Consider the following 16624-nt stretch of genomic DNA (forward strand, 5'->3'; position numbering starts at 1 on the left):
CCCATGGAAAGCCGGAAATTTCACTTCGCCAGCGCGCTCACGCCGCAAGGCTGGCAACGGGATGTGACCGTCACCGTCGACAGCGGCGGCATGATTTCGGGCGTCGCGGCGGGCCGTGCGGAGGGCGAACGCCTCTCCGGCATCGCCGTGCCGGCAATGCCCAACGTCCATTCCCACGCCCACCAGCGCTTCATGCTGGGCCTTGCCGAGCGGGCAGGGCCGGGGGCGGACAGTTTCTGGACCTGGCGGGAGGCGATGTATGGCTTCGCGCTGCGCCTGTCGCCCGACGACCTCGAAGCGGTGGCCGCACAGCTTTATGTGGAGATGCTGAAGGCCGGTTTCTCGATCGTCGGCGAGTTCCAGTACCTGCACCACCAGCCGGACGGCACCCCCTACGCCGACCCGGCCGAGATGAGCCTCCGCTGTTTTGCTGCGGCGCAACATGCAGGGATCGGCATCACCATCCTGCCCACGCTCTATGCTTTCGGCGGCTTCGGCGGGCAGGACCCGGTGGCAGGCCAGCGGCGCTTCCTGAACCAGGCGGAGCGCTTCCTGAAGATCGTGGACAACCTGTCTATACAGGCAAAGGGAGACCCCCTTCGCCGCGTCGGCATCTCGCCCCACTCGCTGCGGGCGGTGACGCCGGAGCTGCTGCGCGAGGTGGTTGCCGGGCTGCCGGACGATGCCCCCATCCACGTGCATGTCGCCGAGCAGGTGAAGGAGGTGGACGACTGCCTCGCCTTCTCGGGCCGCCGCCCGGTGGAGCTGCTGATGGAGAGCTTCGCACTTTCCGACCGCTGGACGGCGATCCACGCCACCCACATGACCCCGGCCGAGACGGCCGCGCTGGCCCGCTCCGGCGCCATTGCCGGGCTGTGCCCGACCACCGAGGCCAATCTCGGTGACGGCATCTTCCCCGCCACCGGCTTCATGGCCGAAGGCGGGGCCATCGCCATCGGCTCCGACAGCCACATCACCGTTTCACCTGCGGAAGACCTGCGCATGCTGGAATATTCCCAGCGCCTGCGCGACCGCACCCGCAATGCGCTGGCGGCCGGCCCCGGCCAGTCCACGGGGCGCACACTGTTTGACGCGGCGCTCAAGGGCGGGGCGCGCTCGATGCGCCAGCCGGTGGGCGCCATCGCCCCCGGATACAGGGCGGACATCACGGTGCTCGATGCAGATCACCCGCTGCTGGCGGGGCGGCGCGAGGATGCGGCCCTCGACACCTGGATCTTTTCCGGCGGCAATGCGCTGGTGAAGGACGTCATCGTCGGCGGCACGCAGGTCGTGAAGGACCGCCACCACGTCAACGAAGAGACCATCGCGCGGAACTTCCGCGCTGCCTTGAGGAGGCTCGACACATGATCGCCATCGGTGAACGCCCGCTGGACCTTGCCGACATCCGCGCCGCGCTGGCAGGCCCGATCAAGGTCACGCTGTCGGACGGCGCGCGCGCCCGCATCATCCGCTCGGCCGAGACGGTGAAGCGGCTGCTGGCCACGGGCGATGCGATCTATGGCGTCAACACCGGCTTCGGCAAGCTGGCCAAGACGCGCATCGCCATGGTCGACCTCGACCGGCTGCAGGTCAATATCGTGCGCTCGCATGCGGCAGGCGTGGGTGCACCCCTCTCGGCGGGCGTCACCCGGCTGATCCTGCTGATGAAGCTCAATGCGCTCTCACAGGGCGCCTCGGGCATCTCGCTCGCTGCCATGGAGGCGCTGGCCGCCCTCATCAATGCGGACGTGCTGCCGGTGATCCCCGGCCAGGGATCGGTTGGCGCCTCGGGCGATCTGGCACCGCTCGCCCACATGAGCCTGGTGCTGATCGGCGAAGGCGAGGCCATGGTGAAGGGCGCACGCGTGTCCGGCGCCGAAGCTCTCAAGGCTGCGGGCGTCGCCCCCGTGGCGCTCGGCCCCAAGGAGGGCCTCGCGCTGCTGAACGGCACGCAGGTCTCGACCGCATTGGCGCTCGCCGGCCTCGTCGCCGCCGAACGCAATGCCGAGGCCGCGATCCTCGCGGGCGCCATGTCGGTCGATGCCGTGATGGGCTCCGACACGCCCTTCGACCCGCGCATCCATGCGCTGCGGCCCCATCCGGGCCAGCAGCTGGCGGCGTCGCATTACCGCCGCCTGCTCGGCGGCAGCCAGATCCGCGCCTCGCACCTCGAGGGCGATGACCGGGTGCAGGACCCCTATTCCTTCCGCTGCCAGCCGCAGGTGATGGGCGCCTGCCTCGACCTTTTGGCCAATGCCGCGAGGACACTGGTGATCGAGGCCAATGCGGTCTCCGACAACCCGCTCGTCTTCGCCGAGGATGGTGCCGTGCTCTCCGGCGGCAATTTCCATGCCGAGCCCGTGGCCTTCGCGGCGGACATCATCGCCATGGCGATTGCCGAGATCGGCTCGCTGTCCGAGCGGCGCATCGCGGCGCTGATCGATTCCTCGATCTCGCTGCTGCCGCCCTTCCTCATCCGCAACCCCGGCCTCAACTCCGGCTTCATGATCCCGCAATGCACGGCGGCGGCGCTGATGAGCGAGAACAAGCAGATGTCGCATCCGGCCTCGGTTGATTCGGCACCCACATCGGCCAACCAGGAAGACCATGTGTCCATGGCCACCCATGGCGCGCGGCGGCTGGGGTTGATGAACGCCAATCTCTCCCGCATCATCGCCATCGAGCTGATGGCAGCGGCAGAAGGCATCGACTTCCGCCGGCCGCTGGCATCTTCCGCGCCCATCGAGGAGGCGCACCGCATCGTGCGTGCCAAATCGGCCAAGCGCGACGAGGACCGCGAATTCGCCACCGACACCGAGGCCGTCGCCACGCTCGTCGAGCAGGGCAGCTTTGCACAGCTGGTGCCGGAGTTGCTCGGCGCGCTGGGCTGCAGGTAGATACAATAGGGTCGTCACCCCGGCGAAAGCCGGGGCCCCGCTTTCCGCGTGGCAGGGGCTCGAAGCGGGGTCCCGGCTTTCGCCGGGATGACGGTGCTAAAGGGTGGTACTCGGGAAAGCTGAACTCATCGATGAACCTCTTCGACCTTACCGGCCGCGTGGCGGTCATCACCGGAACGAGCCGCGGCATCGGGCGGGAGCTGGCGCATGGCTTCGCCGAGGCCGGCGCCATCGTGGTGGGTTGCGCGCGGAGCTACGAGACGGCCGAGAAGACCGCCGCCGAACTCCGCGCCAAGGGCCATGACACGCTGCCCGTGCTGGCCGACGTCGCCACGCCCGAAGGGGCGGATGCGCTGATCACCGCCGCGGTGCGCCGCTATGGCCGGATCGACATTCTCGTTTGCAATGCCGGCGTGAACGTCAAGAAGAAGGCCATCGACTTTACCGCCGCCGAGTTCGACACGGTGATCGGCGGCAACCTCAGGTCCTATTTCCTTTGCGCGCAGGCGGCGGCGCGCCAGTTCATCGCCCAGGGCAGGGGCGGCGTGATCGTGATGAATTCGTCGAACGCCTCCGTCGCGGCCTTCGAGGACCTGACACCCTATTGCGCGGCCAAGGGCGGCATCGACATGCTGGTGCGGGGGCTGGCGAGCGAGTGGGGTCCGCATGGCATCCGCGTCAACGCCTTCAACCCCGGCTACACCAGGCATTCGATGACGGCCGAGGGCCAGGCCTATCTGGCACGGGCCGAGAAGGAGATCGCGGCGAGAACACCGCTCCGCCGCATGGCGGAGATGAAGGAGATGGTGGGGCCCGCCGTGTTCCTCGCCTCCGATGCCGCGAGCTTCGTGACCGGCACGATTCTCCTCGCCGATGGCGGCTGGTGCGCGCAATGATGCTGCATCCGTGGACGGCACTGCAGCATGCGGCGAAGGCCTGGCCTGATGCGGATGCACTGGTCTTCCCGCACCAGGAGGCGCGGCGCAGCTTCGCGCAGTATCGTGATGACGCGCAGGCGCTGGCGGGTGCGCTTGCCGCGCGCGGCCTTGGCGCTGGCGATCACATCGCCTTGCTGGCCGAGAACCGCGTCGAATGGGCGGTGGTGCAGATGGCCTGCGCGGCGCTGGGTGCCACCTTCGTGCCGCTCAACACGCATTACCGCAAGGATGACCTTGCCTATGCGCTGAAGCAGTCGGACTCGAAGGCGCTGATCTGCTCCACGCAGTATCGCTCCAATCCCTATCTCGAGAATGTCACGGCCTTGCGCCCGCAGCTGCCGCTGCTGGCGCATGTCTTCACGCTGGAGGAGGACTATCCCCGTCTCGTTGCCGAGCGACACGCCTTCACGCCGGTCGTGCCCGATGCGCATGCCACCGCCGCACTGCTCTACACCTCCGGCACCACGGGCTTTCCCAAGGGTGCGCTGCTTTCTCATCGCGCCATGATGCTGGTGGCGGCCAACAGCGCGCTCCGGCTGGGGGTGGAAGCGGGCGACCGCTGGACCTCGATCATCCCGCTGTTCCATTGTGCGGGCTGCATCCTCAATCTTCTCGGCTGCCTGTCGCAGGGTGCCGCCTATGTCGGCGTGCCGAGCTTCGATGCGGAGAACATGTTCCGCGTCATCGAGGGCGAGCGCTGCACGCATCTCTCCGGCGTGCCCACCTCCTATCTGGCGATGCTCGACCACCCGGCGCGGGCCGGCTACGACCTGTCGAGCCTGAAGGCCGGAAGCTGCGGCGGGGCGGACTGCAACCCGGATGTGCTGCGGCGCTGCGCGGAAGAATTCCCCATGCCTGGCCTCTCCCAGGTCTATGGCCAGACCGAGGGCGGCACGCTCTTCGTCTGCCCCGAGCACGACGATCCGCTGCGCTGGGAAACGGCGGGCAGGGCGTTGCCGGGCTATGACCTCCGCATCGTGCATCCGGAAACGCTGGAGGACTTGCCCGCGGGCGAGATCGGCGAAATCCAGGCGAAGGGGCCGATGGTGATGGAGGGTTACTACAACAAGCCCGAGGCCACGGCCGAGACCATCATCGACGGCGGCTGGCTGCGCACCGGCGATCTCGGCTACTTGCGTGACGACGGCCGCCTCGTCATCGCCGGCGGACGGCTGCGCGACATGATCATCCGTGGCGGCGAGAACATCTATCCCGCCGAGATCGAGGCGGTGCTGCAGGGCCACGAGGCGGTGGCCGAGGTCGCGGTCTTCGGGGTGCCGGACGACTATTACGGCGAGATCGTCGGCGCGGCGGTGAAGCTGGCCGCGCCCGTCGCGGCGTCCGACTTGCAGGCGCTCTGCGCCGCGCGCATTGCGAAGTTCAAGGTGCCCGCCGTGATCTTCGCGGTGGAGCGCTTCCCGCTCACGCCGTCGGGCAAGATCCGCAAGGTTGAATTGCGCGATTGGGCGAGGGAGAAGCGCATGGAGAGGCTGGCATGACGGAGCTCACCTTGTGGTTCGACGTCCATTCGCCCTGGGTCTATCTCGCCTCCTTCCGCGTCGGCGACCTCGCCCGCAAGCATGGCCTTGCCTTGCACTGGCGGCCGCTGCACCTGCCGCGATTGCTTGACGAGATCGGCGGCGTGAAGCCGCTGGAAGCCACACCGGCGCGCGTTGCGTGGTTCCGGCAGGACATCCTCGACCACGCGGAGCTCCAGGGCGTGCCGCTGCGCTATCACCCGCACTATCCGCTGCGCAACTCCCGCGCGCTGCGCGCCTGCATTCTTGCCGAGGAGCAAGGCAAGGCGGAGAACTTCGTTCGCCTTGTGCTCAAGGGTTACTGGGCGGATGAGGCCGACATCACCGATCTCGACCAGCTGGCGCGCTGGGGAGCGCAAGCCGGGCTCGACGGACAGGCGGTGAAGGCCGCCGCGGTGAGCGAGGTCTACAAGCAGCGGCTGGACGACAACACGGCCGAGGCCATCGCGCGCGGCGTCTTCGGCGTGCCCACGCTCGATACCGGCACCAGATTGTATTTTGGAAACGACAGGCTGGACCTGCTGGATATTCATATCTCGCGCGGCAAAATCCCTCTAGTTTGAGCCGCCATGCAGGACACCTTGATGGGCGTGGTGCGCGCCCTCACGCCACGCATGGCGGGCACCACATTCCGTGACCGGAGCATCGCCTGCCTGGGCGCGCTCATCGGCATCGGCGTCACCGGGCTCATTTCCGGCTGGGCGGTGGGCAACATGCAGCACCTGCCGCTGCTGGTGGCGCCGCTCGGTGCCTCCGCCGTGCTGCTCTTCGCCGTGCCGGCAAGCCCGCTCGCCCAGCCCTGGTCGATCATCGGCGGCAACACCATCTCGGCCCTCGTCGGCATCGCCGTCGCGCATCTGATCCCGGACAAGGCGCTCGCAGCGGCAGTCGCAGTTGCCCTCGCCATTGCCGTCATGTCGCTGCTGCGCTGCCTGCATCCGCCGGGTGGTGCCGCCTCGTTGCTCGGCGTGCTGGGCGGGCCGGCGGCGGCGTCATACAGTTTCGGCTTCGCCTTTGTGCCGGTGGCGCTGAATTCGATCCTGCTGGTGATCCTGGGCCTCGTCTTCCACCGCTTCTCGAAGCACAGCTATCCGCACAGGGCCAAGGTGGTGATGGCGCAGACACACGGCACCAAGGACTTGGCCCCGCAGCTTCGCGTCGAACTCACCGAAGGCGACATCGATGCCGCACTGGCGGAAGGCGACGAGCCGCTGGACATCTCGCGTGACGACCTCCACCGCATCGTGCGCCGCGCCGAACTCTCGGCACTCGAGCGCACGGCAAGCGTGCCGCGCTGCGCCGACGTCATGTCACGCGATGTCCTTTCGGTGCGCGCCGATGCCCCATGGAGCGAGGCGCACCGCCTGTTGCTGGCGCATGACCTGCGCATCCTGCCGGTGGTCGATGGGGAGGGCCGCGTTGCCGGCGTCGTCGAGATGCATGAGCCCGATCACCCGCTTGGTTCGGTTTCCGAGATGATGAGCGATGCTGTGACGGCCCTGCCGGACGACAGCGTGCTGCGCCTGGTCGATCACTTGAGCGACGGCCGCCACCACGCGGTGCTGATCACCGACGGCCGTGGCAAGCTCGTCGGGCTGGTGACGCAGACGGACATGATCGTCGCCCTGGCGAGGCTGGCGGTGACGGGGGCGGCGCGTCCTGTGAAGACGTAAGGCAAGACCTTCGACCACCCATGGCATCATCGCCGGGCGTGTTCCGGCGATCCTTTCGCGGGCTCCAAAAAGGATGGCCGGGACGAGCCCGGCCATGATGAGATCCGAGGGTTGTGCTGGGCCTATTTCGCCAGCCGCCCCTTGTCCTTCAGGTACTGCACGATGAGGTCGGCCGCGCCTTCCGCCGTCACCTTGGTGGTGTCGACGCGGATCTCCGGCTTCTCCGGCGCCTCGTAGGGCGACGAGATGCCGGTGAAGTGCTTGATCTCGCCGCGGCGGGCCTTGGCGTAGAGGCCCTTCACGTCACGCTTCTCGGCTTCCGCCAGCGATGTGTCGACGAAGATCTCGATGAACTCGCCGTCCTCCAGCAGCTCGCGGGCCATCAGGCGCTCGGAGCGGAAGGGCGAGATGAAGGAGACGAGCACGATCAGGCCCGCATCCACCATCAGCTTCGAGACCTCGCCGACGCGGCGGATGTTCTCCACCCGGTCGGCGTCCGAGAAGCCCAGGTCGCGGTTGAGGCCATGGCGGACATTGTCGCCATCGAGCAGGTAGGTCATGTGGCCGGCGGCGTGGAGCTGCTTCTCGACGAGGTTGGCGATCGTCGACTTGCCCGCCCCCGAAAGCCCCGTGAACCAGAGGACCGCGGGCTTCTGGCCGGTGAGGGAAGCGCGCGCCTGCTTGTTCACGTCCACCGCCTGCCAGTGGATGTTCGCCGCACGCCGCAGCGCGAAGCGGATGAGGCCCATGCCGACCGTGTTGTTGGAGAAGCGGTCGATGATGATGAAGGAACCGAGGTTGCGGTTCTCGACATAGGGCGCATAGGCGATCTGGGCATCGAGTTCGAGGTTGCAGACGCCGATCTCGTTGAGCGCCAGCGTCTTCGCCGCCACATGCTCCATGGTGTTGACGTTGACCTTGTATTTCAGCTCCTCGAGCGTGCCCGGCACGGTCTTGGTCGAGGACTTGAAGAGATAGGGACGGCCGGGCAGCATCGGCTCGTCGCTCATCCAGAGGATCTCGACCTCGAACTGGTCGGAGACCTCGACCGGGTCATTGGCCGTGCAGATGACGTCGCCGCGGCTGATGTCGATCTCGTCCTTCAGCGTGATGGTCAGCGACTGGCCGGCCACACCCTCGTCGAGGTCGCCGTCATAGGTGACGACGCGCTCGACCACGGAGCTCCGCGCCGAGGGCAGCACCTTGACGGCATCGCCCGGTTTCACCGTGCCCGACACGATGGTGCCGGAGAAGCCGCGGAAATTCTGGTTGGGGCGGTTCACCCACTGGACGGGAAGGCGGAACGGCTTGTCGGCAAGATCGTCGCCGACCGGCACGGTCTCGAGATGCGCCATCAGCGTGGGGCCGTGGTACCAGGGCATGTTGGCGGAGCGGGTGATCATGTTGTCGCCGAGGAGGGCCGAGACCGGGATCACCGTGATCTCGTCGGCACCGATCGACTTGGCGAAGGCGCGGTAATCCTCCTCGATGCGCTTGAAGACGGCCTGGTCGAAATCCATCAGGTCCATCTTGTTCACCGCCACCACGAGGTGCTTGATGCCCAGCAGGGTGCAGATGAAGGTGTGGCGGCGCGTCTGGGTGAGCACACCCTTGCGCGCGTCCATCAGGATGATGGCGAGGTCGGCGGTGGACGCACCCGTCGCCATGTTGCGCGTGTACTGCTCATGGCCGGGCGTGTCGGCGACGATGAACTTGCGCTTGTCGGTGGTAAACGCCCGGTAGGCGACGTCGATGGTGATGCCCTGTTCACGCTCGGCGGCGAGGCCGTCGACCAGCAAGGCGAAGTCGAGGTTGCCGCCTTGCGTGCCCATCTTCTTCGAGTCGGCCTCGAGTGCGGTGAGCTGGTCCTCGAACAGCATCTTGGCTTCATAGAGCAGCCGCCCGATCAAGGTGGACTTGCCGTCGTCGACCGAACCGCAGGTGATGAAGCGCAGCAGGTCCTTCTGTTCCTGGGCGTGGAGATAGGCCTCGACGTCGCCGCCGGTGAATTCGATGAAGCGCGTCATCAGAAATATCCTTCCTGCTTCTTCTTTTCCATGGAGGCGGAGGCGTCCTTGTCGATGACGCGGCCCTGGCGCTCGGAGGAGGTGGCCACCAGCATCTCCTCCACGATGTCGAGGAGGGAGGTGGCGTTCGAGTCGATGGCACCGGTCAGCGGATAGCAGCCCAGCGTGCGGAAGCGGATCTTGCGCATCTGGGGCGTTTCGCCGGGATTGAGGCGCATGCGCTCGTCATCGACCATGATGAGCTGGCCGTCACGCTCCACCACCGGGCGCTCGGCGGCGAAATAGAGCGGCACGATGTCGATGTTCTCGCGGTGGATGTATTGCCAGATGTCGAGCTCGGTCCAGTTCGACAGCGGGAAGACGCGGATCGACTCGCCCTTGTTCTTGCGGGCGTTATAGAGGTCCCACAGTTCGGGGCGCTGGTTCTTCGGGTCCCAGCGGTGCCGCGAGTCGCGGAAGGAGAAGATGCGCTCCTTGGCGCGCGACTTCTCCTCGTCGCGCCTAGCGCCGCCGAAGGCTGCATCGAAGCCATACTTGTCGAGCGCCTGCTTCAGGCCGTCGGTCTTCATGATCTGGGTGTGGAGCGCCGAACCATGGTCGAAGGGGTTGACGTTCTTGGCCACACCTTCCGGGTTCTTGTGGACGATCAGCTCCCAGTCATACTTCTTCGCGGTCGCCTCGCGCATGGCGTACATGTCGCGGAACTTCCAGCCGGTATCGACATGCAGCAGCGGGAAGGGCGGCTTTGAGGGGTAGAAAGCCTTGATGGCGAGATGCAGCATCACGGCCGAATCCTTGCCGATCGAATAGAGCATCACCGGCTTCTCGCACTCGGCGGCAACCTCGCGGATGATGTGGATCGACTCGGCTTCGAGGCGCTCCAGATGGGTCAGCGTCTTGGCATCGCGGTGCAGCGCCTTCGGCGCACCGGCGGGCGTGGATTGCTGGGTGATCCAGTTGCGCACCTTCTCGATGGTGCGGGTGGAGGGCGACCGCCCCTTGCGCAGGTCGAAGACGAAATTGGGATCGCCGAGCGCCTGCTTGCCGAGCGCCGTGGGATCTACCCCAGCGGAAGAGAGGTAACGCTCGATCTCCGCCAGGAAGGATTGTGCGACACTGTCCATGATAGGATTTTCCCTTTGAATGGGGTGAATGACAGGGCAACTAGCGCAAGATTGGCCGTCTTGATAGGAAAATTTCTGTGAGCATGCCGTTTTCAGGCTCTGGTTGATAGGATTTATCCGATGTGTAATCGGATTTGTGCCTCTTGAGGTCGCCCAGCCTCCGCGATAGAGTTTTTCCTCGGAGGAAACGAAGTGGACAAAGCCAACGGACGCAAGCCGGCCCAGAAGTCCGGCATGCCTTTCCAGGACCCGCATGGGCATGGCGAGGCGACGGGCAAGCTGCTGGAGCAGGCGATCGGCCGTGCCGTGAAGGAATTCCGCGAGAAACTCGGCCTCACCATCGCGGAGCTGGCCAAGGCGGCGGAGATGTCCGCCGGCATGCTGTCGAAGATCGAGAATGGTGCAACCTCGCCTTCGCTCGCCTCGCTGCAGGCGCTGGGCAAGGCGCTTCAGGTGCCGGTCACGGCCTTCTTCCGGTCCTATGAGGAGATCCGCGACGCCACCTTCGTCAAGGCGGGCATGGGCCTCACCATCGAGCGCCGCGGCACGCGTGCCGGCCACCAGTATGAGCTTCTCGGCCACAGCCCGCACGGGCCGGTCATGGTCGAGCCCTATCTGATCACGCTGACGCATGAGTCGGACGTGTTCCCGACCTTCCAGCATGCCGGTCTCGAATTCCTCTACATGCTGGAGGGCAACGTCGTGTACCGCCACGGCGAGAAGACCTATGACATGCACCCGGGCGACGCCCTGTTCTTCGATGCCGAGGCGCCGCACGGGCCAGAGGAACTGCGCAAGCTGCCCATCCGCTATCTCTCCGTCATCAGCTATCGCCGCGAGGACTAGCCTTGCGCCGTGCCATGCGTGCCGCCGCCGCCGGCCTGGCCCTTCTGGTGGCAACGCCCCTGCGCGCCGACGAGCCGATGGACGGCACCTTCCGCGCCAGCCGCTCCTGCGAGGCGCTGCTGTCGATCCGCAAGGAGACCAATCCGGGAAAGATCATTACCGGCCCCGGCATGAGTTATCGGCTGCTGGCCCGCAACCAGAAAAAGGCCACGCATTACCGGATCGAGATTCCGGGCGCGGAACCGCCGGAGCGCTGGGTCGCTGCCGAGTGCGGAAAGGCGCAGCCCGCCCCGGCGGGCGAGGCAGCGCCGGCCCCGGCGGCGCCGAAGCCGGTGGAGCGCGCCTATGTGCTGGCGCTCAGCTGGCAGCCCGCCTTCTGCGAGGCGAACCCCGGCAAGCGCGAATGCCGCTGGCAGACCGGCTCGCGCCATGATGCCAATTACCTGTCGCTGCACGGGCTGTGGCCCCAGCCGTCCAGCCTGCAGTATTGCGACCTGGCGCCGGCGGTGCGCGCCGCGGGCGAGGGCGGGCGCTGGAAGGACATTCCGCCAGTCGAGCTCAACCTGTCCACCCAGGCCGACCTGGAGCGGATGATGCCCGGGGCGCAGTCCCTGCTGGAGCGCCATGAATGGGCCAAGCACGGCAGCTGCTACCCCGCCGATGCCGAAACCTATTTCCGTGATTCCTTCCGCCTGCTGGAAGAGGTGAACGCCTCGCCCGTCGCCACCCTTCTCATGCAGAACATCGGCCGCCAGGTGAGCGCGGCAGACATCCGCGCCGCCTTCGACCAGGCCTTTGGCCCCGGGGCGGGAAACCGCGTGCGGGTGACCTGCAAGGATGACGGGCGGCGCCGGCTGATCACCGAAATCACCTTGGCATTGAAGGGGGATATTCCTTCCGGATCAAAGCTTTCGGAGCTCCTGCTGGCGGCCGCTCCGGGCGAGCCCGGCTGCCCCTCCGGCTTTGTGGACCCGGTTGGCCCGCAATAGGCACATGCGGGGGTGCGTTCCTCGCATGAAACAAAATTTCCTCTTGGTTGAAATGTTGCCCGATGCCTGATAGTTTCCTGAGCACATCACTGCTGAAGGAGAACGGGCCATGTGCGGCATTGTCGGACTCTACCTGAAGAACCCCAAGCTGCAGCCGCAGCTGGGCGCGATGTTCAAGCCGATGCTGATCGAGATGACCGCCCGCGGACCGGACTCCGCCGGTGTCGCCGTCTATCGCAATCCGGTGAAGGACAATGAGGTGAAGCTGTCGCTCGCCCATGACGACAAGTCCTTCAACTGGCGCCATGTCGAAGGCGGCCTCGAGGAGGCGCTGAACTGCGAGGCGACGATCCACCAGATCGGCACCCACTGCATCCTCGTCACCGATGGCAAGGAAGAGGACGTGGTGAAGTGGCTGAAGGCCAATGCGCCCGGCGTGCGCGTCGTGGGCTCCGGCCACACCGTCGAGATCTTCAAGGAGACCGGCCTGCCGGAGAAGGTCTATGAGCGCTTCGACCTCGCCTCGGCGTCTGGCACCCACATCATCGGCCACACCCGCATGGCCACCGAGAGTGCGGTGACGACCGCCGGCTCGCATCCCTTCGCCACGGGTGCCGACCTCTGCCTCGTGCACAATGGCTCGCTGTCGAACCACAACCGCCTGCGCGAGAACCTGAAGCGCGAGGGCATGGAGTTCCAGACCGAGAACGACACCGAGGTCGCCGCCGCCTACATGACATGGAAGCTGCGCAACGGGTCGTCGCTGAAGGAAGCCCTTGAAGACGGCCTCAAGGATCTCGACGGCTTCTACACCTTCCTCGTCGGCACGGCCGATGGCTTTGCCGTGGTGCGTGATCCCATCGCCTGCAAGCATGCGGTAATGGCCGAGACGGACGACTGGGTGGCCATGGCCACCGAGTGGCGCGCCATCGCGCATCTGCCCGGCGCCGACACGGCCCGCGTCTGGGAGCCGGAGCCCTCCACCATCTACACCTGGGGCGGCAACGCCTGACGGCACACACGAACTTCGCCGGGGCCTCTCTCCAATCTTCCTCAGGCTCCGGCGTCCTTCCACTTCGCCCGCTCCCGGTCACAATCACAAGAGGGACGGGTTCACACAGGGACGGAACTCAAGCATGCATGAACTTGACTTGAAGGCGCTGGGCGTCACCGCCATCAACCAGAAACTCTATCACATCCCCAAGGACACGAATGAGCGCCACTGGGTGATCAGGAATCCCATGGGCCAGCACGCCATCGCCTGCGGCGTCGACGCCCCGCTCCTGATCGACATCATGGGCCATGTCGGCTTCTACTGCGGCGGCATGAACAAGGAAGCCGAGATCACCATTCACGGGCACGCCGGCGTCGGCGTCGCCGAGAACATGATGTCGGGCATTGTCTGGGTGAAGGGCAATGCGTCGGAATCCGCCGGCGCCACGGCCAATGGCGGCCTGCTCGTCATCGAGGGCGATGCCTCGTCGCGCTGCGGCATTTCGATGAAGGGTGTCGACATCGTGGTCGGCGGCTCGGTCGGCCACATGTCGGCCTTCATGGCGCAGCGCGGCAACCTCGTGGTCTGCGGTGACGCGGGCGAGGCGCTGGGCGACTCGATCTACGAGGCCCGCCTCTATGTGAAGGGCCGTGCCGACAACCTCGGCTCCGACTGCATCGAGAAGGAAATGCGCGAGGAGCACCTGGAAGATCTCGCGAAGCTCCTCGACCGGGCAAAGATGAAGCATCGTCCGCAGGACTTCCGCCGCTACGGCTCCGCCCGCAAGCTCTATAACTTCAACGTCGATCACGCCGACGCTTACTGAGGAACGAGACAGACCATGGACACCAACGTTCCACGCACTCCGCCGCGCAAGTCCGCAACCTTCGACGACTATACGCTCGCGGAAATCCGCCGCGCCGCCTCGACCGGCATCTATGACATCCGCGGTGCCGGCACCAAGCGCAAGGTGCCGCATTTCGACGACCTGCTGTTCCTCGGCGCCTCGATATCGCGCTACCCGCTCGAAGGCTATCGCGAGAAGTGCGGCACCGACGTGGTCCTGGGCTCGCGCTTCGCCAAGAAGCCGCTCGAACTCAAGATCCCCATCACCATCGCCGGCATGAGCTTCGGCTCGCTCTCGGCCCAGGCCAAGGAAGCGCTGGGCCGCGGTGCATCCGCTGCGGGTACCTCGACGACGACGGGCGACGGCGGCATGACGCCGGAAGAGCGCGGCCAGTCGCGCCATCTCGTCTACCAGTATCTGCCCTCACGCTACGGCATGAACCCGGATGACCTGCGCAAGGCCGATGCCATCGAGGTCGTCGTCGGCCAGGGTGCGAAGCCCGGCGGTGGCGGCATGCTGCTCGGCCAGAAGATTTCCGACCGCGTGGCGCAGATGCGCTGCCTGCCCAAGGGCATCGACCAGCGCTCCGCCTGCCGCCATCCGGACTGGACGGGGCCGGATGATCTCGAGATCAAAATTCACGAACTGCGCGAAATCACCTCATGGGAGAAGCCGATCTACGTGAAGGTTGGCGGCACGCGCCCTTATTATGACGTGGCGCTTGCGGTGAAGGCCGGTGCCGACGTCGTGGTGCTCGACGGCATGCAGGGCGGCACGGCGGCAACGCAGGATGTGTTCATCGAGCATGTGGGCCTGCCGACACTCGCCTGCCTCCGCCCCGCGGTGAAGGCGCTGCAGGACCTCGGCATGCATCGCAAGGTGCAACTTATCATCTCCGGCGGCATCCGCTCCGGCGCCGATGTGGCCAAGGCGCTGGCGCTGGGGGCCGATGCCGTTGCCATCGGCACGGCCGCACTCGTTGCACTTGGCGACAATGACCCGATCCACGAGGAGGAATACCGCAAGCTCGGCACCACCGCCGGCGCTTATGACGACTGGCACGAAGGCCGCGATCCTGCGGGCATCACCACCCAGGACCCGGTTCTCGCTGCCCGGCTCGACCCCGTGAAGGCGGGCCGCCGTCTCTCCAACTACCTCAAGGTCATGACGCTCGAAGCCCAGACGGTGGCGCGTGCCTGCGGCAAGAGCCATCTGCACAATCTCGAACCCGAGGATCTCTGTGCACTGACGGTGGAAGCTGCGGCAATGGCGCAGGTCCCCCTTGCAGGAACAAGCTGGATTCCGGGACGCGGCGGATACTAGTATCGTGCCTGATGACTTTCCCCGGCTTCCTCGCTAAGGAAGCCGGGGTTTTGAAAAACAAAACCAACAAGACGACACGGGAGTGACACGGACCATGGGCGATCTCGCCGCTTATGCCAAGAAAAACGGCATCAAATTCTTCCTCTTCAACTTCACCGACCTCTTCGGCGTCCAGCGCGCCAAGCTCGTTCCGGCGGAAGCCGCGGCCAAGATGCAGAAGGCCGGCGCGGGCTTTGCGGGCTTCGCCACCTGGCTCGACCAGACTCCCGCGCACCCCGATATCCTGGTGATGCCCGACACCAACTCCATCATCCCGCTGCCCTGGCGCCCCGACGTGGCCTGGGTCGCCGGCGAGCCCTGGATGAACGGCGAGCCGCTCGCCCAGGCGCCGCGCGTCGTGCTGCGCAAACTCACCGAACACTACGCCAAGAAGAACATGAAGCTGATGGCGGGCGTGGAGCCGGAGTTCCACCTCATCAACGCCGATGGCTCCGCCGTCTCCGACCATCGCGACACCGCCGAGAAGCCCTGCTACGACCAGTCGGCCATCATGCGCCGCCTCGACGTCATCGCCGAGATCTGCCAGACCATGACGCAGCTTGGCTGGGGCCCCTACCAGAACGACCATGAGGACGCGAACGGCCAGTTCGAGATCAACTGGAACTTCTCGGATGCGCTGACCACCGCCGACCAGGTGGCCTTCTTCAAGTTCATGGTGAAGTCGATCGCCGAGAAGCACGGGCTGCGCGCCACCTTCATGCCGAAGCCCTTCATCAACCTCACCGGCAACGGCTGCCACGTGCACCTTTCGGTGTGGACGAAGGACGGCAAGAAGAACCTGTTCGAGGATCCGAAGGGCGAGCTCGGCGTGTCCAAGCTCGGCTATCACTTCCTCGGCGGCCTGATGCACCACGCCGCCGCCATGTGCGCCATCACCAACCCGACCGTGAACAGCTACAAGCGCATCAACGCCCCGCGCACCATCTCGGGTGCAACCTGGTCGCCGTCGTCCATCACCTATGGCGGCAACAACCGCACCCACATGGTCCGCATCCCGGACTCGGGCCGCGCCGAATATCGCCTGCCGGACTGCGCGGCAAACCCCTACCTGCTGCTGGCCTCGATCCTCGTCGCGGGCATGCATGGCGTGGAAAAGCAGATCGACCCGGGCAAGCGCCTCGACATCGACATGTATGCCGAAGGCCATACCATCAAGGACGCCAAGAAGCTGCCGCTGAACCTCCTCGACGCGCTCAGGAACTTCGAGCAGGACAGCTATCTGCAGGAAATGCTCGGCCAGGAGGTCTCCAAGGGCTACCTCAAGCTCAAGCACAATGAGTGGAACAACTACTGCCGTCACCTGACGCAGTGGGAACGCGACACCACGCTCGACTGCTGATCCTTCACGCACAGTCTCACACGTCTCAT

At 66.0% G+C, this 16624-nt stretch carries 14 protein-coding genes; 12 read left to right on the plus strand and 2 right to left on the minus strand.

Features of this window, described 5'->3' with window-relative positions; all coding sequences use genetic code 11:
• Positions 1 to 3 precede the first annotated feature (3 nt).
• The 6 genes from DK847_RS17045 (at position 4) to DK847_RS17070 (ending at position 7046) form a co-directional block, all read left to right on the plus strand.
• Entirely contained in the window at positions 4 to 1368 is a 1365-nt protein-coding gene (locus tag DK847_RS17045) for a formimidoylglutamate deiminase (protein ID WP_111199748.1), read from the plus strand.
• Positions 1365 to 2897: a histidine ammonia-lyase gene (gene hutH / locus DK847_RS17050; protein WP_111199749.1), complete on the plus strand. Its 1533-nt coding sequence runs from the start codon at positions 1365 to 1367 to the stop codon at positions 2895 to 2897. The genes DK847_RS17045 and hutH overlap by 4 nt, the downstream gene beginning before the upstream one ends.
• A 131-nt stretch (positions 2898 to 3028) precedes the next feature.
• On the plus strand, positions 3029 to 3793 hold the full coding sequence (locus DK847_RS17055; protein WP_111199750.1) for an SDR family NAD(P)-dependent oxidoreductase: 765 nt from the start codon (positions 3029 to 3031) through the stop codon (positions 3791 to 3793).
• Positions 3790 to 5334: an AMP-binding protein gene (locus DK847_RS17060; RefSeq protein WP_111199751.1), complete on the plus strand. Its 1545-nt coding sequence runs from the start codon at positions 3790 to 3792 to the stop codon at positions 5332 to 5334. Before DK847_RS17055 ends, DK847_RS17060 begins: the two co-directional genes overlap by 4 nt.
• Complete coding sequence (locus tag DK847_RS17065; protein ID WP_111199752.1) at positions 5331 to 5936, plus strand: 2-hydroxychromene-2-carboxylate isomerase; 606 nt, start codon at positions 5331 to 5333, stop codon at positions 5934 to 5936. Before DK847_RS17060 ends, DK847_RS17065 begins: the two co-directional genes overlap by 4 nt.
• Positions 5937 to 5942: 6 nt before the next feature.
• A complete protein-coding gene (locus tag DK847_RS17070; RefSeq protein ID WP_245414657.1) occupies positions 5943 to 7046 on the plus strand; it encodes an HPP family protein in 1104 nt (367 codons plus the stop codon).
• 122 nt (positions 7047 to 7168) lie between these two features.
• Here DK847_RS17070 and cysN read toward each other — a convergent pair whose 3' ends face one another.
• The gene (gene cysN, locus DK847_RS17075) at positions 7169 to 9073 is read right to left on the minus strand and encodes a sulfate adenylyltransferase subunit CysN (RefSeq protein ID WP_111199753.1); all 1905 of its coding nucleotides are present in this window, start codon (positions 9071 to 9073) and stop codon (positions 7169 to 7171) included.
• Entirely contained in the window at positions 9073 to 10197 is a 1125-nt protein-coding gene (gene cysD / locus DK847_RS17080; protein ID WP_111199754.1) for a sulfate adenylyltransferase subunit CysD, read from the minus strand. Before cysD ends, cysN begins: the two co-directional genes overlap by 1 nt.
• A gap of 234 nt (positions 10198 to 10431) precedes the next feature.
• On the opposite strand from cysD, the gene DK847_RS17085 reads away from it, so the two are divergent.
• The 6 genes from DK847_RS17085 to glnT all read left to right on the plus strand — a co-directional run bounded on the left by DK847_RS17085 (position 10432) and on the right by glnT (position 16595).
• Positions 10432 to 11043 carry a helix-turn-helix domain-containing protein gene (locus DK847_RS17085; protein ID WP_111199906.1) on the plus strand — a complete coding sequence of 204 codons (612 nt, stop codon included), beginning with the start codon at positions 10432 to 10434 and terminating at the stop codon, positions 11041 to 11043.
• 2 nt (positions 11044 to 11045) lie between these two features.
• Positions 11046 to 12032, plus strand: a complete 987-nt coding sequence (locus tag DK847_RS17090; RefSeq protein WP_245414658.1) for a ribonuclease T2 family protein — start codon at positions 11046 to 11048, stop codon at positions 12030 to 12032.
• Between the two features lie 109 nt (positions 12033 to 12141).
• A complete protein-coding gene (locus DK847_RS17095; protein ID WP_111199756.1) occupies positions 12142 to 13044 on the plus strand; it encodes a class II glutamine amidotransferase in 903 nt (300 codons plus the stop codon).
• Positions 13045 to 13168: 124 nt separating this feature from the next.
• Entirely contained in the window at positions 13169 to 13852 is a 684-nt protein-coding gene (locus DK847_RS17100; RefSeq protein WP_111199757.1) for a GltB/FmdC/FwdC-like GXGXG domain-containing protein, read from the plus strand.
• A gap of 15 nt (positions 13853 to 13867) precedes the next feature.
• Positions 13868 to 15196, plus strand: a complete 1329-nt coding sequence (locus DK847_RS17105) for an FMN-binding glutamate synthase family protein (RefSeq protein WP_111199758.1) — start codon at positions 13868 to 13870, stop codon at positions 15194 to 15196.
• A 94-nt stretch (positions 15197 to 15290) separates the two neighbouring features.
• Positions 15291 to 16595, plus strand: coding sequence for a type III glutamate--ammonia ligase (gene glnT / locus DK847_RS17110; RefSeq protein ID WP_111199907.1), 1305 nt, complete (start codon positions 15291 to 15293; stop codon positions 16593 to 16595).
• Positions 16596 to 16624 lie beyond the last annotated feature (29 nt).

It is taken from the genome of Aestuariivirga litoralis (assembly GCF_003234965.1).
In the GTDB taxonomy this organism is placed as follows: domain Bacteria; phylum Pseudomonadota; class Alphaproteobacteria; order Rhizobiales; family Aestuariivirgaceae; genus Aestuariivirga; species Aestuariivirga litoralis.